This window comes from Streptomyces sp. enrichment culture, from assembly GCF_964273255.1.
Classification (GTDB): domain Bacteria; phylum Actinomycetota; class Actinomycetes; order Streptomycetales; family Streptomycetaceae; genus Streptomyces.
Map to the genome: position 1 here is coordinate 1,093,437 of NZ_OZ186835.1, position 18,897 is coordinate 1,112,333.

The window sequence follows — 18,897 nt, forward strand, 5'->3', positions numbered from 1 at the left end:
GGATTCCGGCAGCGTGGCGACCGCGGCCCGCGGGCCTGCCCGGCCCAGCGCGACTCCAGCCGTTCTCCAGTGGATGGGACGCGTCCCGGGGCGCCGTTCGGGCAGGATGGCAGGCGATCCGCGACCTATACCGAGGAGCGCTCATGCACGTGACCCATGACCAGGTGCTCGCCTGGCGGCTGCGACAGCAGAGCCTGGCCCCGCGGGGGACGTCGTCCGTCGCCACTCTCGTGCGGGAACTGGCGGGCGTTCAGGCGCAGGTGGCCTCGTCGGCGGAGCTCGCCCTCGCCCTCCGGCAGCGGAAGCCGAAGGCCGACGCCGTCCAGCAGGCGCTCGACGCTCGCGAGGTCGTCAAGACCTGGGTCATGCGGGGCACGCTGCACCTCGTGGCGGTGGAACACGTGGCGGCCTACCTGTCGTTGATGGCGGCGGCCAAGACCTGGGAGAAGCCCGCCTGGCAGCGGACCTTCGGGGTCACGCCGGAGCAGATGACGGCCCTGGGCGAAGCCGTCGACGAGCTCCTCGCCGGCCGGTCCCTCACCCGTCAGGAACTCACCGAGGCACTGGTCGCCCAGAAGGAGTTCGCGTCCCTGGAGGGGCAGCTGACCTCCGGGTGGGGGACGGTGCTCAAGCCGCTGGCCTGGACGGGGAAGCTGTGTCACGGACCGAACCAGGGCAACCGCATCACCTTCGCCTCACCGCGCGACCGGGTGCCCGGCTGGTCCGGGACGATGGAGCCGGAGGAGGCGGCCCGCATCGTGATCCCCGCGTATCTCGGGGCGCACGGGCCGGCGACACCGGAGACCTTCGACGCCTGGCTCACGCGCAACGCGCACCGCAAGACCGCGGTCCGCGGCTGGTTCGCCTCGCTCGGTGAGGAGCTGGCGCAGGTGGAGGTGGACGGGACGGCGTGCTACCTGCGTGCCGAGGACGTGGACGCGCTGGCGGCCACCGAGCCGTCCGAGGAGGTGCGGCTGCTGGCCGGGTTCGACCAGTACGTCCTGGGTCCGGGCACGGCCGACACGCGCGTCCTGCGGTCGGAGCGGCGCAAGGCGGTGAGCCGCACGTCCGGCTGGATCACGCCCGTGGTGGTGCACCGGGGGCGGGTCGCCGGGGTGTGGGAGGTCTCCGACGGGACCGTGGACGTGCAGCTGTTCTCCGAGAGCGCCGAGGTGCCGAAGGAGGCGCTGGAGGCGGAGGTCGCGCACCTGGAGACGTGCCACGGCCAGTCGTACACGATGTCGGTGCGGACCGTCTGACGCCCGTACCGGGTCCCACGGCGGCGGGAGGGAGCGGGATCGCCGCCTCCTCCCCGCCGCCGTGCCGGGCCCCTGAGGCAGCCGGGCGCGGTGGCACCGGGCTTGCCCGTCGTACGGTTCTCGCCGGTCAGCGAGCCAGGGGCCGGCCCGGCAGGAAGGCCGACAGCGGGGTCGTGCCGCCGCCCTCGGCCGTCGCCTGCCGCAGCACCGTCAGGACGTCGTCGATGCGTGCGAGCCCCGTCTCCCGGGACCACAGGCCGGTGTTGAGTTCCAGGGCCACGCTCAGCCGGTCGGGCCGGGCCTGGCCGTGGAAGGACATCTCGTAGCGGGCGGTGCCGTGCGAGACGAGTTCGTACTCGACCGTGATGTCCGGCAGGTCCAGCGGCATCCACAGAGCGAGCTGGAGTTCGCAGGTGACCTGGAACAGGGGCTGGCGGTCGCCCGAGCGGACCGGCCGCAGGGCGTCCACGATGTCGGCGACGGGGAGCCGCTGGTGGTCGTAGGCGTCGAGGAGCCGTTCGCCGACGCGGCGCTGGAATTCGGCGAACGTCGGGTCCCCCGAGCAGTCGACGCGCAACGGGAGCACGTTGAGGAAGCACCCCATGAGCCGGTCGGCACCGGGCTGGGTGCGGTTCTCGCACGGGACGCCGATGACGATGTCGTTCTCGCCGCTGAGCCGGTGCAGCACGGTGAGGACGGCGGTGAGGAACACCGTGAAGACGGTGCTCTGCCGCTCCCTGGCCGCCTCGGACATGCGGGTGAGCAGGTCGCCCGGTGCCCAGCCCTGGAGGAACTCACCCACCTGGCCGATGTCCGCCGTGCGCGGCCGGTCGGTGTCGAGGCGCAGTTCGCGGGCCCCGGTCAGCCGCCGCACCCAGTAGCGGCGCAGGCGTTCGCCCTCCGGTCCGGCGAGCATGGCGCGCTCGTCCGCGACGATGTCGGCCATGCCGGTGGTCAGGGGCGGCAGGCGGTGGGCGCGTCCTTCGGTGCGGGCCCGGTAGAACTCGGACAGCTCCCGCATGAACAGCGTCATCGACACCTCGTCGGTGACGAGGTGGTGGAACAGCAGGTGCAGTACGTGCTCCTCCTCGCCCAGCCGGACCAGGCGGACCTTCAGCAGGGGTCCGTTCTCCAGGTCGAGGGGGGTGTGGGCGGTCTCCTGGCGCAGCCTGGCGGCTTCCCGCGCGCGTTCCGTCCGGGAGGGCGTCCCGGACAGGTCGATCAGCGGGACGGGCACGTCCAGGTGCGGGACGATGCGCTGGCGGGGTTCGGCGTCGACCTCGACGAAGGTGCTGCGCAGGGCCTCCTGCCGGGCGACGACGTCCGCGACCGCGCCCCGGAGGGCAGCCGTGTCGAGCGGGCCGTTCAGGGTGAGCAGCATCGGCACGGTGTGGGTGAGCGTCCCGGGGTTCTTCTGCTCGGCCAGCCAGATCTGGAGCTGTGAGGCGGCGAGCGGGACGAGCCGCTCGGCGGCGTCCCCGGCCGGTCCGGTCCCGGCCGTCCCCTCCGCGTCCGCCGCGGGCTCGGTGTCGGCGAGGCTGCCGGTCAGCTGGGCGACGCTGCGGACCAGTTCGTCGATCTCGGGGTACATGCGCTGGATCTCGGCGGTGAGCAGCGCGGGCGTGGGGTTCTCGAAGAGGGTGCGCAGCGGCAGGCGCACCGCGAAGGTCTCCCCCAGCCGGCCGACGAGCTTCGCGGAGAGCATGGAGTGCCCGCCCATGACGAAGAAGTCGTCGTCGGGGCCGACGTCGGGCAGGCCCAGTTCCCGTGCCCAGACCTCGCGGACCAGGGAGAGCAGCACCGAGTCGGCCGACGGTGTCCGGGCGCCGCCCTCCTCCTCGGGCCGGGTGTCCTCGCCGACCGGCTCGACGGCGGTGACGGGGAGGGCGGACAGCGCGACGGCGGGGTCCTCGGCCCAGGCGCGGAGCACGGCCGCGTACTCGGTGAACAGCAGGCCGATCTCGTCCGCGGTGAACAGTTCGGTGTCGTATTCGACCCAGGCGCGCAGCCGTCCGGGACTCAGGTCGATCTCGGTGATGGTGTCGAGGCGGCCGCGGGTGCGGTCCACCTCGAAGGGCTCGGCGGCCGCGGCTCCGAAGCGTGGTGTGGACACCGGGGAGAGACGGGGCAGGAAGAGGTGCTGCAGGAGGGCGTTGCGGCTGTCGGAGCGGCTGCCGCCGGGGAGCGCCGTCTCGACGATCCTGCCGAGGCTGGTCCGTCCGTGGCCGGCGGCGGCGGACACGGCGCGGCCCGTGCGGCGGATCAGCTCCTCGAAGTCCGGGTCCGCGGAGGCGTCCAGGCGGACGGGGACGGTGTTGGCGAACTGGCCGACGACCTGTTCGAGTTCGGGCAGGTCCCGGCCCGGCACCATGGTGCCGAGGAGGAAGTCGTCGCGGCCGGTGCGGCGGGCGACGAGCCCGGCGAAGGCGGCGAGTGCCGTGACGTAGCCGGAGGTGCGGTGCCTCCGGGCGAGGGCGAGCAGCCGGTCGGCGAGATCGTCGCCGAGGCGGAACTCCACCCGGGTGCCGGTGGTGCCCTTCCGAGGGGGCCGCGGACGGCCCGCCCCCAGGTCCAGGACGTCCGGCGCGTCCCGCAGGGTCTCCCGCCAGTGGGCCAGCTCCGCGGGCTCCGCCGCGTCGCGGGTGTCGCGCTCCCACACGGCGAAGTCGCCGAACTGCAGGGCGGGTTCGGGGACGGAGGAGATCCGGCCCGCGGTGAACGCCTCGTAGTCGCGGACGATCTCGTCGAGGACGAGGGCGGCGGAGGTGGCGTCGCACACCACGTGGTGACAGGCGAGGACGAACACCGACGTGCCCTCGTCGGCGTCGATGAGCAGGGCGCGCAGGAGCGGCCCCTCGGCGAGGTCCACGGCGCGCTCCACGAAGTCGGTGGCGGCGGCCCGCGTGGCCTCGTCCCGGTGTTCGGGCGGGATGCCGAGGACGCTGGCGAAGGTCAGGGGCGGCGTCTCGGGCGGGGGCAGGACCCTCATCACGGGAACGCCGTCCGGTGCGGGCACCACGGTGCGCAGGGCCTCGTGGCGTGCGACGGCGGCGAGCACCGCCCGCCCCAGGGCCGCACGGTCGACGGGGCCGGTCAGCCGCAGTCCGCCGGACTCGGTGTAGAGGGTGCGGCTCGTCTCCATGGTTTCGGCGAACCACAGTTGGGCCTGGACGGGTGTCAGGGGCAGCTGCTCGTCTTCGGGGCGCATCGCAGGGGGTTCTCCTCGGTCTGGGGTCGGTCGTCCGTGGTCTGCGGCGGGGCGGGGCTCAGGCGTCGTCGAGGGCGGCGAGCATGGCGTCGATCTCGGCTTCGCTCATCCCGGCGAGGGCGGTCTCGCGGTCCGCTTCCATGGCGGCGCCCGCGTCGTGGGAACCCGCGCCCGCGTCGATCTCGGTGGCCATCTCGCGCAGGCCGGGGTGCTGGAACATGCCGGCGATCGGCACTTCGCGGCCGAGCCGTTCGCGGATGCGGGAGACCAGCTGGACGACCATCAGGGAGTGGCCGCCGATCTGGAAGAAGTCGTCGTCCAGGCCCACCCGGGGGACGCCGAGGAGCTCCTGCCAGATGGCGGCGAGTGCCTTCTCGGTGTCGGTCTGCGGCGGCACGTGGGCCCGGGCCGCCGCGTCGGGGCCGGCTCCGGGCGCGGGCAGGGCCCGCTGGTCGACCTTGCCGTTGCGGGTGAGGGGGATGGCGTCCAGGGGCTCGTAGACGGTGGGGATCATCCACTCGGGCAGTCCGCGGCCGAGGGCCCGGCGCAGCTCGCGGCCGTTGACCTCGCTCCCGTCGGACGGGACGACGTAGGCGATCAGCCGCCGGCCGCCGGTGGTGTCGGCCCGGGTGACGACCACCGCGTCGACGATGCCGGGGAGCGCCAGCAGGGCCGAGCGGATCTCGCCCAGCTCGATCCGGTGGCCGCGGATCTTGACCTGGCCGTCGGCGCGTCCCAGGTAGCACAGGTCACCGCCGGGCGTGCGCCGGGCGAGGTCGCCGCTGCGGTACATCCGGGCGCCGGGTTCGGTGCCGAAGGGGTCGGGGAGCATCCGGTCGGCGGTGAGGCCGGGCCGGCCGAGGTAACCGAGGGCGACGCCCGCTCCGCCGACGAAGATCTCCCCCGGGACGCCGGGCGGGACGGGGTTCAGGTCGTCGTCGAGGACGTACAGGGCGAGGTCGCGCAGGGGGTCGCCGATGACCGAGTCGGTCCCGGCCGCGTCGGCCGCCGTGACGCGCCGGTGGGTGACGTGGACGGTGGTCTCCGTGATGCCGTACATGTTGACGAGCGACGGCGCGCTGTCGCCGTAGGCGGCGAACCAGGCGGCGAGGGCGGTCGGGTCGAGGGCCTCGCCGCCGAACACCACGTACCGCAGGGAGAGTTCCGGCCTGCGTTCCAGGACCATCCGGCTGAACTGGGAGAAGGAGGAGGGTGTCTGGTTGAGGACGGTGACGCCTTCTGCGGCGACGAGTGCGGCGAACTCGTCGGCGGCGCGGGTCACCCAGTGGGGCACGACGACGAGACGGCCGCCGTGCAGGAGGGCGCCCCACAGTTCCCACACCGAGAAGTCGAACGCGTGGGAGTGGAACATCGTCCAGACGTCGTCGGGGCCGACGTCGAAGTGTTCCTCGGCCGCGGTGAACAGGCGCAGCGCGTTGGCGTGGCTGACGACGACTCCCTTGGGCACGCCGGTGGAGCCGGAGGTGTAGATGATGTACGCCGGTGCGCCCGGGTCCGTCGCGGGGACGGCCACGGGGGTGTCGGGGAAGCCGGCGAGGGGGTCGCCGTCGTCGTCGAGCAGCAGGGCGGGCGGGGTGGAGTCCGGGTACCGGGCGGCCAGGTCGGAGGTGGTGACGACGGCCGCGCAGTGCGCGTCGGCGAACTGGACGGCAGTCCGCTCGGGCGGGTTGTCGGCGTCGACGGGGACGTACGCGGCGCCGGTCTTGAGCACGCCGAGGAGGGCGGCCGGCAGGTCGGCGCACCGGTCGAGGTGGACGCCGACGTTGCGGCCGGGGCCGGCGCCGAGGGCGCGCAGCGCGTGGGCGAAGCGGTTGGAGCGGCGGTCCAGGTCCGCGTAGGTGAGGTGTTCGTCCTCGAAGGTGACGGCGGTGCGGTCGGCGCAGCGGGCCGCGGTGGCGGTGAACCGGTCGTGGAGGGTGGTGCCGGCGCCGGACGGCGGGGCCGCGGGTGGGGCGAGGAGCCGGGCGCGTTCCCGGACGCCGAGGAGGTCGAGGCCGGCGACGGGGGTGTCGGGGCGCCGGACGGCGTCCTCGAGCAGGCGGTGCATGCGGTCGAAGAACGATCCGATGGTGCTGTCGTCGAACAGTTCGTCGTTGTAGGGGAGGTAGCCGGTGACGGTGCCGCCCTCGGCCCACAGCTCGGCCATCATGTCGTAGTGCGTCGCGCCGCCGCCGAGGTCGGCGTACTCGACGGTGGTGCCGGGGAACGTCGGCGGTGCGGGAGGGGCGTCGCGCAGGCTGAAGGAGGTCTGGAAGACGGGCGTGGTGCCGGGGGCGCGGCGGGTTCCGAGGGCCTGCACCAGCATCTCGAACGGCAGGTCCTGGTGGGCGAAGGCCTCGTTCGACGCCCGGGTGACCCGGTGCAGCAGTTCGCGGAACGAGGGCCGGTCGCCGAACCGGACGCGGATGGGCAGCCAGTTGAGGAAGTAGCCGATCATCGACTGCACTTCGGGGCGGCTGCGTCCGGCGACGGGGACGCCGACCACGATGTCGTCCTGGCGCACGTGCCGGGACAGGGCCGCGAAGTAGGCGGTGAGGAAGGCCTGGTGGAGGGTGGCGCCCTCGGCGGCGGCGAGGTCGCGCACGGAGCGGGTCAGGGCGGGGGCGAAGCGCACGGGGTGGAAGCGGCCCCGGGTGCGGCGCTCCGCGGTGCGGGGGCGGTCGACGGGCAGTTCGAGGAGTTCGGGGGCGTCGGCCAGGGTGTCCCGCCAGAAGTCCAGTTCGCGCCGCAGGTTCTCGCCGGTGAGGGTCTGCCGCTGCCAGTGCGCGAAGTCGGGGTAGTGGAGCGGCGGTGCGGCGGGGGCGGGGGTGCCGTCGCGCTCCGCGGCGTACAGGGCCCCGATCTCGTCGAGCAGGATGCCGAGGGACCAGTAGTCGGAGACGATGTGGTGCTGCACGATCAGCAGCAGCCACTCCTGGGCGGCGGTGCGGTGGAGACGGACGCGCAGGAGCGGGCCGCGTTCCAGGTCGAAGGGTTCCAGGACGGCGTCGGCGGCGCGCTGCTCCGCCAGCCGGCGGGCGTCGGGGCGGCCGGTCAGGTCGTCGACGGTCATCGGGACGTCGACCCGGTCGAGCACGGTCTGCACGGGGCCCCGCGCGGTCTCGGTGAACACGGTCCGCAGCGACTCGTGCCGCTGCACGGTGCGCCGCAGGGCGCGCCGCAGGGCGTCCGGGTCGAGCGGCCCGTGCAGCCGCAGGGCGGTCGGCACGTGGAAGACCTCGCGGAAGGGCACCAGCCGGTCCATGAACCACAGGCGTTCCTGCTCGTAGGACAGGGGCGGCTCGGTGACGTCGCCGGGCCGCCGTCCGATCCCCCGCTCCGGGCGTCCCGCGGCGGTCTCGGCGAGCATCCGCAGGGCGAGGTCGCGTCGTTGCGGATCGAGGGCGGCGAGGCGTCGCGCGACGTCGTCGTCCAGGGGCAGGGCCAGGTCGGTCATGGCGGGCTCCATCGGGTGAACCGGTCTTCGAGGTGGGGCGGGACGGCCGGCGGGGCGCGTCCCGGCGGTCAGCGGGCGGTGAAGCCGCCGTCGACGACGAGGCAGGTGCCGGTGACGCCGCCGGCGCTGTCGGCGGCGAGCCAGAGGACGGCTTCGGAGACCTCGCGGGCGGTGACCAGCCGGCGCAGTGCGTGGTAGGAGGCGGAACTGCGTTCGTAGTCCTCCAGGGAGCTGCCGATGGAGGCCGCGACGGCCGTGGTGCTCTCCGTGCGCAGCGCCGGATCGGCCTCGACGGTGGTCGGGCAGACGGCGTTGACGCGGATGCCGAGCCGGCCGTACTCCAGGGCGAGGGCCTTCGTCAGGCCGACGACGGCGTGCTTGGAGGCGACGTAGCTGGAGAACATCTCGAAGCCGACGAGCCCTCCGGTGGAGGCGGTGTTGACGATGACGCCGCTGCGCCGCGCCGCCATGTGCGGGAGCACCGCGCGGGCGCAGCGCCAGGTGCCGTTGAGGTTGACGTCGATGACGAGCTGCCAGTCCTCCTCGGACAGTTCGTGCGACATGACGCCGCCGGGGGCGAGCAGTCCGGCGTTGTTGACGAGGACGTCGACGGCGCCGAACTCCTCGATCCCGGCGGCCGCCGCCGCGTCGACCTGGGCCTGGTCCCGGACGTCGGCGACCGCGGTGACCACGCGGCTGCCGAGACGGCGGCAGTCCCGTGCGGTCTCCTCCAGGAGCTTGCGGCCCGGCATCGCGTACGGCCCGCCGTCCTCCCGGCCGAGGTCGACGAGCACCAGGTCCGCGCCCTCCTCGGCGAACAGCAGGGCGTGCGAGCGGCCCAGGGCACGGGCCGCACCGGTGATCATGACGGTCTTGTTGTCGGCTCGCCCCATGGTGACGCGCTCCTTCGCATGTGATCCGCCCGCGCGGGTGCCCGCGGGGCCTGGGTGTCGGCTAGACGTGCGTGAGGGCGGCGGCCGGTGCGCGGCGCAGCACGCCGGCCAGGTCGGTCAGTGCCCGGGTCAGGACGTCGACGGACCGGTGGAGGTCCCCGAGGTCGATGTGTTCGTCGTCGGTGTGGTCGAGGTGGGCGTCGCCGGGGCCGTAGGCGACCATCGGGACGGGCCACCGGTGGTCGACGACGTTCATGTCCGAGGTGCCGGCCTTCAGGCGCAGGACCGGGTGTCCGCCGTGCTGCCTGATGGCCTTGCGCAGGGCGCGGGCCACCGGGTCGGAGACGTCGCGTCGCACGGCGGGCACGCGTTCGTCCAGGCGCGCCGCGGCGTGCACGGCCGTGTCGTGGACGAACCGCTGGAAGTCTTCGAAGTCGAATCCGGCCGGGACCCGGCAGGTGATGGACGCGGTGGCGTCCCGGATGTCGCCGTCGAGCCGCACCAGGGTGGCGGCGGCCGCGTCGAAGGACACGCCCTCGTGCGTGCCGGAGACCCGCCGCATGTAGGCGTCGACCCCGCGCCAGAACGCGGCGGCCGCCTCGACGGCGGTCTCCTCGGGGCTGGAGGTGTGCATGGGCGGGCGGCTGACCTCGTACTCGACGCCGACCCGGCCCTTGTAGCCGAGGCAGACCCCGTCCCAGCCGCTGGGCTCGCCGATGACGACGGCGTCCGGCGCGGGCAGGGTGCGCAGCAGGTGCCGGGCCCCCCGTGAGCCGGGCACCTCCTCACCGACGGCGCCAGCCACGACGATCCGCAGCCCCGGCCGGGCGGCCGCGGCGCGGACGGCGGCGCAGGTCATGGCGGCGAGCGGGCCCTTGGCGTCGACGGTGCCGCGGCCGTAGAGCAGATCGCCGACCTGGCAGACCGCGATGTCGCCGGGAACGGTGTCGATGTGGCCCAGGAGCAGCACGGTGGGCCCGTCGGGCGGGCCGATCTCCCCGACGGCGTTGCCCACGGCGTCCACCCCGGCGCGCATGCCGAACCGTTCCATCTGTCCGGCGAGGTACGCGGAGGCCCGTTCCTCCCGTCCGGAGACGGAGGGGATCCCCACGAGTCCGCGCAGGAGCCGCGTCGGACAGATGTCGCCGCCGCTCACCCGGTCCCCCTCCCCGCACGCGCTGCCGGGCTCCGGACCGTGGCCCAGGGGCCGGCCGGCGGGAGGGGCCCGCGCGGCGGCACGCGGCCCGGTACGCGGGTGCCGGACGCCGGTCCGGCGGCCGGGGCCGAACCGGGGCGGGTGCGTCCCACGCGGCCGGCGTGCGGGACGGTGCGGTCCGCGCCGCGGACGACGCGGCCTGGACGCTCGCGGGTGTTCACGCGGGTCTCCGGTGCGTCGTGGCGGTCAGGTGCAGTCGGGTGCCCGAGCGGGCCTGCAGCGCCGCGCGGACGGGGGCGGGGCCGTGACCGGGGGCGATGGCCACCAGCTCCACCCCGCCGGCCAGCGCGTCCGCCGCGGAGCGCAGTTTGTGACGCATCCGGCCGTGTACGGACGGCGGAAGCGGTGCGGCCGGGCCCACGTCCAGGTCGGGGAGCAGGGTGTCGGGGCGGCCGGCGTCGCCGAGGACTCCCGGGGCGCGGGTGAGCAGCACGAGGGCGGTGGCCTCCAGCGCGCGGGCGACGGCGGCCGCGGCGCGGTCGGCGTCGACGTTGAGCAGCGTGCCGTCCTCGGCCGCGGCGGGCGGCGACAGCACCGGCAGGTGCCCCGCGGCGAGCAGGGCGCGCAGCAGGGCCGGGTCCACGCGGTCGACCCGGCCGCTGAGGTCGTCGCGGACGATCCGTACCCGGCCGCCGCCGTCGTCCACGCGCAGCGCCGTCTTGCGGACCGCGGTCAGCGTGCCGCCGTCCGCGCCGGACAGCCCGGTGGCGGCGATGCCGCGCCGGCGCAGCCCGCTCAGCAGGGCGGGCTTGACCCGTCCGAGCAGGGCCATGGTCAGCGTGTCGAGCGCCGCGGGGTCGGTGCGCCGGGCGCTGGTGCCGTCGGCCGACCGCAGGTGTTCCACGGTGCGGCCCAGCTGGCCGCTCAGCCGGTCGGCCTCCGCTCCGCCGCCGTGGACGAGCACGACCCGGGTGCCCTGCACGGTGAGTGCGGCGATGTCGTCGAGGACGGCGTCCCGGTCGGTGCCGCTGCCCAGTTTCACGACGAGTGTCATCCTGTCCTCCCTTCACGTCGGGCGGGCCGTCCCGGGTGGCCGGCCCCCGGGCCGGTTCACAGCGGGTGCAGGCCGGGGAAGTCCAGCCCCGACCGCTCCGGCAGGCCGGTGGCGATGTTCGCGCTCTGCACGGCTCCGCCCGCCGCGCCCTTGACGAGGTTGTCGAGTGCCGCGACCGCGACGATCCGGTCGTCGTCGAGGTCGAAGCCGATGTCGCAGTGGTTGGAGCCGAGCAGCACCCGTGGTTCCGGCAGCCGGTGCAGTCCCTGGCGCTGTGCGACGAGCCGCACGAACGGCTCGCCGGCGTACGCCTTGCGGTAGGCGGACCAGACCTCGGCCCGGGTGACCGTGCGGCCGGGACGGACCTGGGCGACGACCTGGACGCCGCGCACGGCGGGTACGGCCGTGACGGTCATCCGGGCCCGTACGCCGGTGTGCTGGGTGATCTCCGGTTCGTGCCGGTGGCCGACCGGCCCGTACACCCGCAGGGCGGAGGCCCGTTCGGGGTGGTGTCCGGCGGCGCCGGGGGTGTGCCCCGAGCCGCTGGAGCCGGTACGGGCGTCGACCAGGACGTCCCCCTCCACGAGTGCGGCGTCCGCGAGGGGGCGCAGGGCGAGGACGGCCGCCGTCGCCATGCAGCCGGGCACCGCGATCCGGTCCGCGGTGCGCAGCCGGTCCCGGTAGACCTCGGGCAGGCCGGGGACGAAGGCGGTGGCGTCCGCGGCCCGCGCGGCGGAGCCCGCGCCGTAGTGCCGCTCGGCGGCCTCGGGGTCGTGGAGCCGGAAGTCGGGGCTGAGGTCGACCAGGAGTCCGGCCGTGCCGCGCAGTTCGTCGAGCCGGGCGGTGAACTCCCCGCGCGGCAGGGCGCTGAACAGGACGTCCACGCGCTCCAGGCGGGCCGGATCGGTGAAGGACGGCCCGTGCGTGCCGCGGAGGTTGGGGTGGGCGGTGTGCAGGGGCCGGCCCGTGTGGCTCCGGGACGTCGCCTGCACCAGGTCGAGGACGGGGTGGCCGAGCAGGAGCCGGGCCAGTTCGCCTCCGACGTAGCCGGCGCCTCCCAGGATGCTGGCTCTCATGGCTGGTCGCCCTCCTGACGCGGTGCGGGTCCGGTCGCGGGGGCGGCGCTGCGCGCCTGCTCGCCGGGAGGGCCCCCGGCCGGCAGTGCCCCGCTCAGCACGTGGTCGGCGAAGGCCCCGGCGATGGCACGGGCGGTGGACTCGTCGCCGACCGCCGCGCCCCGGAACTCGACGCCGCTGTTGACCTCGTTGACGAGCAGCCGCCCGTCGTCGCTCTCCAGCAGGTCGACCCCGAGCAGACCGCCGCCGACGGCCTTGGCGGCCCGCAGCGCGAGATCCTCGATCTCGGGGGTGAGCGGGCAGCGGCTGGTGCGGGCGCCCCGTGAGACGTTGCCGATCCAGTGCTCCCCCGTCCGGTGGACGGCCGCCACGGCGCGGTCGCCGGCGACGACGACCCGGATGTCCCGTTGCGGGGTGCGGACGAACTCCTGGGCGTAGACGAGCTGTTGCTGCGGCGAGGGCAGTGTCTCCTTGAGGGCGAGCACGGCCTCGGCGGCGTCGATGTCGTTGATCTTGCACAGTCCCCGGCCCCAGGAGCCGTTGACGGGCTTGACCACCGCGGGCAGTCCGACCCGGCGCAGCGCCTCCCCGCCGGCGGCCGGGGTGAGGGCCACGGCCGTGTCGGGGACGGGCAGTCCCGCGCGGTGCAGGACCAGGGTGCTGTGGATCTTGTTGTCGCAGACGGCCACGGTGGACGCCGAGTTGGTCACCGGAATGCCCAGGGCCTCGCACAGACGGCTCACTTCGAGGCGCCGGGTGCCGGCGAGGGAGCGGTTGCACACCGCCCGCCAGGCGGGCGCCGGGTCGCCGACCCGGTGGCAGAGCGTCCGGTCGTCGATCACGACGACCGCCGCGCCGCGCCTGCGGAACGCTTCGAGCAGGAGCTTCTCCTCGAAACGCACCCGGGAGGCGATCAGCGCGACGGGCCCGCCGTCGCCGGTACCGGGCTCCGCCCCGGTCCGGGTCGGGTCACTCACCCCAGTCCTCTTCGATCTCGGGGGCCAGCGCGAGGGTGACCGGCCCCACCGCGACGACCTCCAGCTCCGCGGCGCAGCCGGTGCACACGACGATCTCGGTGACCTCGGTGTCCGCGGCCAGGCCGACCTCCGCGCCGCAGTCCGGGCAGGCGGCTCGCTCGGTCATGGTGTCCAGAGTCATCACTCACTCCACATCGATTCATGAAGCATCTTGCCCGATCCGGGCGATTGACTCCATCTAAAAGCTACAGACTCTTCAAAGTCAAGCGAGACTCTATGTAGAGTTCAGGGGTCAGTATCACTCTGTGCGTGGAGGGGGACCGAAGTGACGCTACAAGTCATCGAACCGGCCGACGCGAGAAGCAGGGAGGCGAAGGAGCACATACAACTGCCGCTGCGGCTCACCGACCTGTTCAACAACGTCGCCTTCACCGGTCCCGACACCCTGGGCAACGGCCGGCTCAACGTGTGGGGCAACAGCCTGCCCATCGGCACCCTGCCGACCGGCCGGATCCGGGTCTCCGGTGTCGAGTTCGACGTCTGCGCGCCCGACGGCGTCGCGCCCGACAACGTGCGCTGCACCGGTCAGCTCGTCCACCTTCCGGACGGCACCGCCGCCGACTGGCTGCACCTGCTGATCACCTCCGAGCGGCGCTGCGAGGAGACCGTCCACCTGCACTACGCCTCCGGGGCCGTGGACCCCGAGTGGATCCGGGTGTCGGACTTCTGGCCGGCCACCGGGCACTTCGGCGAGGTGCTCGCGGCCCGCTCGGCCGGCATGCACTACCCGCACCACATCCAGCCCGACCTCGGCGGTCAGGTCTGGTCGGTGCGCGTCCCGGCCGTACGCCGGGAACCACTGCGCAGCGTGCGGCTGCCCGACAACGCCGCCCTGCACCTCTTCGCCATGACCGTGGAGGGAGTCCGATGACCGTCCTGGAGAGTGCGGGCCCCGTCGCGGGAGGCGCCCCGGGCCCCGTCAGCACGACCCCCACCGGGCCGTACACGGGCGCGGTGCCGGTGACCTCCTCCCCCGCCTGGTACGACGACCTCTGCAGCTGCCTCCAGGTCGACCTGATGCACGTGCTGCGGCTCGGCGGCTGGGACCCGCTGCAGGCCCTGGGCACCGGATGGCGGCTGCGGGAAGTGCCCGAGGAGTGCGAACCCGTCGAGTTCTTCCACCCCGCCGGAGAGGACCTGGCCTCCTCCTTCGGCCTCTACCACCCGCTGACCCTGCGCTGGCACCGGCCCGCCGACGACGCCGAGGCCCACGACCAGGTGGCCGCCGCGCTCGCCGACGGCGTCGTCCCCATCGTCTCGGTCGACAACTACCATCTGCCGTTCCGCCCGGCCTACCACGACGTGCACGCCGGACACCTCCTGATGGTGACCGGCTACGACGCGGACACCCGCACCTACCGGGTGCTCGACCCGATGCCGCCCGCCTACCGCGGGCCGCTGCCCCGCGAGGTCCTGGAACGCAGCCGCTCGTCCGCCAACCCGGACGACGGCAGCGACCCCTTCTTCGCCGGGTCGGGGCCCGCCAGGCGCTGGCTGGAGGTCCGCACGGAAGGACCGCAGCCGGAGCCGACCTGGTCCTGGGTGCGGACCGCGCTGGAGACCAACGTGCGTTCCCTGCGCGGCGCGGAGGGCGACGGCCTGCCCGCCCTCGCCGCCTACTTCGACGCCCTGCCCGGCGCCGTCGCCGCCGAGGGGGCGGGCCCGTTGCTGCGGACCTACCGCGTCGGCTGGCCCGCGCAGGCCGAGGCCGGGCTGCACGCCCGGTTCCTCGCCGCGACCGCCCGGCGGCTGGGCCGCTTCCGCCTCGCCGAGGCGGGCCGTGCCGTCGATCTGGTCTCCCACGCCTGGACCGGCGTCCGGATCAGCGCGGCGCACGGCGAGGAGAACCCCCGCGAGGCGGTCCGCCAGGTCACCGAACACGCCCACGCCCTGTTGCGCGGTTACGAGGCCTCGCTGCAGGCGGTCGAGTCCGCGCTGGACCGGCCGTGACCGCCGCACGCCCGACGCACACCCCCATGACCGAGGGAACCGAGAGAGGCGGACCGACAGGCATGACGGAGCGACCGCACCAGCTCGCGATGCTCGGCGGACCCCGCGCGGTCCCGCCGGAGACCGCGGCCCCCCGGTGGCCGGTGGTCACCCGGGACGACGAAGAGGCCGTGGGCCGGGTCCTGCGCGGCGGACGGCTCACCGCCACGGCCGAGGGCGAGGAGGAGGTGCCGGGCCTGGAACGGGAGTGGGCCGCCTACACCGGCACCGCGCACTGCGCGGCCGTCGGCTCCGGCACCGCGGCGCTGCAGCTGGCCCTCGCCGCGATCGGCGTGGGCCCCGGCGACGAGGTGGTGGTGCCCGCCGTCTCGATGAACGCCACCGCCCTGGCCGTGGTCCAGCAGGGAGCCCGGCCGGTCTTCGCGGACATCGACCCGCGGACGTACACCATGGACCCGGACGCCGTGCGCGCCGTGGCGGGTCCGCGCACCCGGGCGCTGCTCCCGGTCCACCTGCACGGGCTGCCCGCCGACATGGACGCCCTGCGGACGGTCGCCGCGGGACTCGGCGCCGCGGTCGTGGAGGACGCCGCCCAGTCGCACGGAGCCGTCCACCGGGGCCGGCGCACCGGCTCACTGGGCACCGTGGGCTGCTTCAGTCTGCACCCCAGCAAGAACCTGCCCACCTGCGGCGAGGGCGGCCTGCTCACCACCGACGACCCGGAGCTGCACGAACGCGTCCTGCGGCTGCGGCAGTTCGGTGAGGACCCGCGTCCTGGGCGCACCCGCAGCTATGTGTCCCACGTCGCCGGATGGAACCACCGCATCGGGCCGGTGGAGGCGGCGTTCGCGCGCAGTCAGCTCACCCGTCTCGACGAGTACTGCCGCCTCCGGACGCCCGGGATCCTGGCCTTCCTCGACCGGCTCGCCCGGCTGCCCGGCCTGCGGGTACCGACGGTGCCCGAGGGCTCGGTCCACGTCTGGCACATTCTGCGGTTCCGGCTGGAGCCGCGGGCGCTGGGGCTGGCGGACGGGGACGCGGCGGACCTGCGCCGGGCCCTGCACCGGGCGCTGCGCGCCGAGGGCGTACCGGTGTCGCGCTACCAGGAGGAGCCGCTGCCGGCGCACCCCGCCTTCGCCCCGTACGTCCCGGCCGGCGCGCGGTTCCCCGTGGCCCGCGCCGTGCTCACGGACTCGCTGTGCCTGCAGCGGCGCCACCTCGACCCCGGCTCCGGCCCGGTGCTCGCGGCGTACGCCGACGGCTTCGAGAAGGTCTGGCAGCACCTGGGGCTGATCCGCCGGATGGTGCGCTCCGCCTCCCCGGCCGCTCGCGGCAGGCGGGAGGTGAGCACCGCATGACCTCCCCCACCGCCACCGGGCACCCGCCGGCCCCCGCGGAAGCGCCGGACAGGGCCGCGCGCCGGGCCACCGAGGAGGCCGCGCTGCGCATCCGCCGCGGCATCGTCGGCATGGCCGCCGGCCGCCAGGGCGCCCATCTCGGGGGCAGCCTGTCCTGCGCGGACATCCTGGCCGTCCTCTACTTCGACGTGCTCGACCTGCCCGGGGACTCCTTCGTGCTGAGCAAGGGCCACGCGGCACCGGCCCTGTACGCGGCGCTCGCCGCCCGCGGACTGCTCGACGCGGCCGAACTGGACGGGTACGCCTCGCCCGGCAGCCGGCTGTTCGGGCACCCGTCCCGCGGCCTGCCCGGTGTGGAGTTCGCGACCGGCTCGCTCGGACACGGTCTGGCACTCGGCTGCGGTCTGGCGCTCGCCGGGCAGCTGGGGCGCGACACCGGGGAACGGGTCTTCGTCCTGATGGGGGACGGGGAGCTGCAGGAGGGCTCCGTGTGGGAGTCCCTGATGTTCGCCGGCCACCGCCGGCTGTCCCGCCTCACCGCGATCGTCGACCGCAACGGCCTGCAGCAGGCCGCGGCGACGGAGGGGTCGGTGTCCCTGGAGCCGCTCGGGGACCGGCTGCGGTCGTTCGGCTGGGAGGTCCGGGAGACCGACGGCCACGACCACACCGCACTGCGCACCGCACTCGCCACCCCCTCCGGGAGCGGACGGCCGGTCGCCGTGGTCGCCCGCACCGTCAAGGGACGCGGCATCCCGTTCCTGGAGCGCCGGGTGGCGAGTCACTACGTGACGCTGAGCCCGGCACTGCACCGGCGGGCGCTCGCCGCGCTGCGCGCAGCGGGGCAGGTGGCCCGGTGACCGCCCCGGCCACCGGCCCGTCCACGCCCGCCGGGCCGCGGCCGGCGCCCTCCGGTCCCCGGGAGGTGTACCGGGAGGCCCTGACGGCCCTCGCCGCCCACGACGAGCGCGTGCTCTGCCTCGACTCCGACCTGGGCGGCCTGGACACCTCCTTCGGCAGCCGGTTCCCCGAGCGCTACGTCAGCACCGGCATCGCCGAGGCGAACCTGTTCACCGTGTCGGCGGGACTCGCCGCCCGCGGACTGCGCCCGTACGCCCACACCATGGCCACGTTCGCCGCGACCCGGGCGGCCGAGCAGCTGAAGCTCGACATCGTCGGCACCGGCCTGCCGGTCCGCGTGGTGGCCACCCACGCCGGCCTGTCCGCGGCGCACTTCGGCAGCACGCACTACTGCCTGGAGGACCTCGCCGTCACCCGGGCGCTGCACGGGCTGACCGTCGTCGTGCCCGCCGACGTCCGGGAGATCGGCCCCGCCCTGGCGGCACTGCACCAGCTGGACGGGCCCTCCTACCTCCGGCTGGGACGGTCGGCGACCCCTGCCGTCCACGGCGGGCCGGTCCCGCCGTTCCGGATCGGCGAGGCCGTGACCCTGCGGGCCGGTGACGACGTCACGCTGGTGGCGTGCGGCCCGCTCCCCGTGCACTTCGCGCTGACCGCCGCCGACCGGCTCGCCGGGGACGGGGTGACGGCCCGGGTGCTGCAGGTCCACACCCTGGCCCCGTTCGACGAGGCGGCGGTCGCGGCGGCGGCCGCCGGGACCGCCGCGCTCGTCACGGTGGAGGAGCACCGGCCGCAGGGCGGTCTCGGGGACGCCGTCACGCACGTCGTCGCCGCCCACGCCCCCCGGCCCGTACTGCGGGTCGCGGTGACGGGCCCGCTGCCCGGGCTCGTCGACGACCACGCGGGGCTGCTCGCCGGCACCGGGGTGAGCGCGCAGGCCGTCCACGACGCCGCGCTGCGGGCGCTGGCCCTCGCCCCGCCCGCCGACGACCGCCGGCCCGCCGGCCGTCCGGTGCGGCCCCGGCCCGCCGGAGGGGCCCCCGGGGTGCCCGCGCCGCACCGGACCGGCCCTCCCCCGGCCCCGCGACCGGAGCCGGCAGCCGGCCGGGCGTCCGACGCGGACCCGCTCCCGCGTCCGGTCCGCCCGGCCCCCCACCCGAACCCGTGCGGTGAGCCGTACGGGACGCCCTACCGCGGGACGCCGGGTTCTCCGGCGCCCGGGCGTCGCGCACAGCCGTCCGCAGCCCCGGACCGTACCCGTCCGGCCACACCGATCACGTCCGCAACCCCCTCGGAAAGCAGGCCCTCATGAGCACGCAGACCACGTCCGCCGGCCCGGCGTCGCAGGACTACGTCGCCGCCCTGTTCGCCCGGCTGCTCGGCGTCGGCACCCCCGGTCCCGACGACGACTTCTTCGTCCTCGGCGGGACCTCGCTGTCGGCGATGGACCTGATCGCACTGATCGAGCAGGAGCGCGGAGTGCGGCTGCCCGTCCGCGACTTCTACCGCGGCACGTCCGTCGCCGAACTCGCCGCCACCCTCGATCAGCTGTCCGACACCTCGGCCTGACCCGGCCGTCCGGCCCTTCCCG

The 18,897-nt window shown here is 75.0% G+C and carries 15 protein-coding genes; 7 read left to right on the forward strand and 8 right to left on the reverse strand.

The genetic code is table 11. The features are described 5' to 3' along the window. Positions 1-143 precede the first annotated feature (143 nt). Positions 144-1,259 carry a winged helix DNA-binding domain-containing protein gene (locus ACSU53_RS04790; protein WP_437024915.1) on the forward strand — a complete coding sequence of 372 codons (1,116 nt, stop codon included), beginning with the start codon at positions 144-146 and terminating at the stop codon, positions 1,257-1,259. 127 nt (positions 1,260-1,386) lie between these two features. Here ACSU53_RS04790 and ACSU53_RS04795 read toward each other — a convergent pair whose 3' ends face one another. From ACSU53_RS04795 to lysW, 8 genes are all read right to left on the reverse strand, one after another. Beyond that, positions 1,387-4,467, reverse strand: coding sequence for a condensation domain-containing protein (locus ACSU53_RS04795; protein WP_437024916.1), 3,081 nt, complete (start codon positions 4,465-4,467; stop codon positions 1,387-1,389). Between the two features lie 58 nt (positions 4,468-4,525). After that, entirely contained in the window at positions 4,526-7,924 is a 3,399-nt protein-coding gene (locus tag ACSU53_RS04800) for an amino acid adenylation domain-containing protein (protein WP_437024917.1), read from the reverse strand. Positions 7,925-7,992: 68 nt separating this feature from the next. Next, on the reverse strand, positions 7,993-8,817 hold the full coding sequence (locus ACSU53_RS04805; RefSeq protein WP_362094828.1) for an SDR family oxidoreductase: 825 nt from the start codon (positions 8,815-8,817) through the stop codon (positions 7,993-7,995). A gap of 61 nt (positions 8,818-8,878) precedes the next feature. After that, a complete protein-coding gene (locus ACSU53_RS04810; RefSeq protein WP_437024918.1) occupies positions 8,879-9,973 on the reverse strand; it encodes a [LysW]-lysine hydrolase in 1,095 nt (364 codons plus the stop codon). 217 nt (positions 9,974-10,190) lie between these two features. Beyond that, complete coding sequence (gene argB, locus ACSU53_RS04815) at positions 10,191-11,027, reverse strand: acetylglutamate kinase (protein ID WP_437024919.1); 837 nt, start codon at positions 11,025-11,027, stop codon at positions 10,191-10,193. 56 nt (positions 11,028-11,083) lie between these two features. Further along, positions 11,084-12,103, reverse strand: a complete 1,020-nt coding sequence (argC, locus tag ACSU53_RS04820; protein ID WP_437024920.1) for an N-acetyl-gamma-glutamyl-phosphate reductase — start codon at positions 12,101-12,103, stop codon at positions 11,084-11,086. Then, on the reverse strand, positions 12,100-13,080 hold the full coding sequence (locus ACSU53_RS04825) for a RimK family alpha-L-glutamate ligase (protein WP_437024921.1): 981 nt from the start codon (positions 13,078-13,080) through the stop codon (positions 12,100-12,102). Before ACSU53_RS04825 ends, argC begins: the two co-directional genes overlap by 4 nt. Next, entirely contained in the window at positions 13,073-13,261 is a 189-nt protein-coding gene (gene lysW / locus ACSU53_RS04830; RefSeq protein WP_437024922.1) for a lysine biosynthesis protein LysW, read from the reverse strand. Before lysW ends, ACSU53_RS04825 begins: the two co-directional genes overlap by 8 nt. A gap of 144 nt (positions 13,262-13,405) precedes the next feature. Here lysW and ACSU53_RS04835 point away from each other — a divergent pair, with 144 nt between their 5' ends. From ACSU53_RS04835 to ACSU53_RS04860, 6 genes are all read left to right on the forward strand, one after another. After that, on the forward strand, positions 13,406-14,011 hold the full coding sequence (locus ACSU53_RS04835; RefSeq protein WP_362094844.1) for a hypothetical protein: 606 nt from the start codon (positions 13,406-13,408) through the stop codon (positions 14,009-14,011). Beyond that, a complete protein-coding gene (locus tag ACSU53_RS04840; protein ID WP_437024925.1) occupies positions 14,008-15,090 on the forward strand; it encodes a BtrH N-terminal domain-containing protein in 1,083 nt (360 codons plus the stop codon). The genes ACSU53_RS04835 and ACSU53_RS04840 overlap by 4 nt, the downstream gene beginning before the upstream one ends. A 62-nt stretch (positions 15,091-15,152) precedes the next feature. Beyond that, complete coding sequence (locus ACSU53_RS04845; protein ID WP_437024927.1) at positions 15,153-16,448, forward strand: DegT/DnrJ/EryC1/StrS family aminotransferase; 1,296 nt, start codon at positions 15,153-15,155, stop codon at positions 16,446-16,448. Next, entirely contained in the window at positions 16,445-17,305 is an 861-nt protein-coding gene (locus ACSU53_RS04850) for a transketolase (protein WP_437024929.1), read from the forward strand. The genes ACSU53_RS04845 and ACSU53_RS04850 overlap by 4 nt, the downstream gene beginning before the upstream one ends. Then, positions 17,302-18,618 carry a transketolase C-terminal domain-containing protein gene (locus tag ACSU53_RS04855; protein WP_437024931.1) on the forward strand — a complete coding sequence of 439 codons (1,317 nt, stop codon included), beginning with the start codon at positions 17,302-17,304 and terminating at the stop codon, positions 18,616-18,618. Before ACSU53_RS04850 ends, ACSU53_RS04855 begins: the two co-directional genes overlap by 4 nt. After that, the gene (locus ACSU53_RS04860) at positions 18,615-18,875 is read left to right on the forward strand and encodes an acyl carrier protein (protein WP_437024933.1); all 261 of its coding nucleotides are present in this window, start codon (positions 18,615-18,617) and stop codon (positions 18,873-18,875) included. Before ACSU53_RS04855 ends, ACSU53_RS04860 begins: the two co-directional genes overlap by 4 nt. Positions 18,876-18,897 lie beyond the last annotated feature (22 nt).

Coding starts and splice junctions, on each gene's coding strand:
- ACSU53_RS04790 (WP_437024915.1), top strand. CDS start 144: ATGCACGTGACCCATGACCAGGTGCTCGCCTGGCGGCTGCGACAGCAG.
- ACSU53_RS04795 (WP_437024916.1), bottom strand. CDS start 4,467: ATGCGCCCCGAAGACGAGCAGCTGCCCCTGACACCCGTCCAGGCCCAA.
- ACSU53_RS04800 (WP_437024917.1), bottom strand. CDS start 7,924: ATGACCGACCTGGCCCTGCCCCTGGACGACGACGTCGCGCGACGCCTC.
- ACSU53_RS04805 (WP_362094828.1), bottom strand. CDS start 8,817: ATGGGGCGAGCCGACAACAAGACCGTCATGATCACCGGTGCGGCCCGT.
- argB (WP_437024919.1), bottom strand. CDS start 11,027: ATGACACTCGTCGTGAAACTGGGCAGCGGCACCGACCGGGACGCCGTC.
- argC (WP_437024920.1), bottom strand. CDS start 12,103: ATGAGAGCCAGCATCCTGGGAGGCGCCGGCTACGTCGGAGGCGAACTG.
- lysW (WP_437024922.1), bottom strand. CDS start 13,261: ATGACTCTGGACACCATGACCGAGCGAGCCGCCTGCCCGGACTGCGGC.
- ACSU53_RS04840 (WP_437024925.1), top strand. CDS start 14,008: ATGACCGTCCTGGAGAGTGCGGGCCCCGTCGCGGGAGGCGCCCCGGGC.
- ACSU53_RS04845 (WP_437024927.1), top strand. CDS start 15,153: ATGACGGAGCGACCGCACCAGCTCGCGATGCTCGGCGGACCCCGCGCG.
- ACSU53_RS04850 (WP_437024929.1), top strand. CDS start 16,445: ATGACCTCCCCCACCGCCACCGGGCACCCGCCGGCCCCCGCGGAAGCG.
- ACSU53_RS04860 (WP_437024933.1), top strand. CDS start 18,615: ATGAGCACGCAGACCACGTCCGCCGGCCCGGCGTCGCAGGACTACGTC.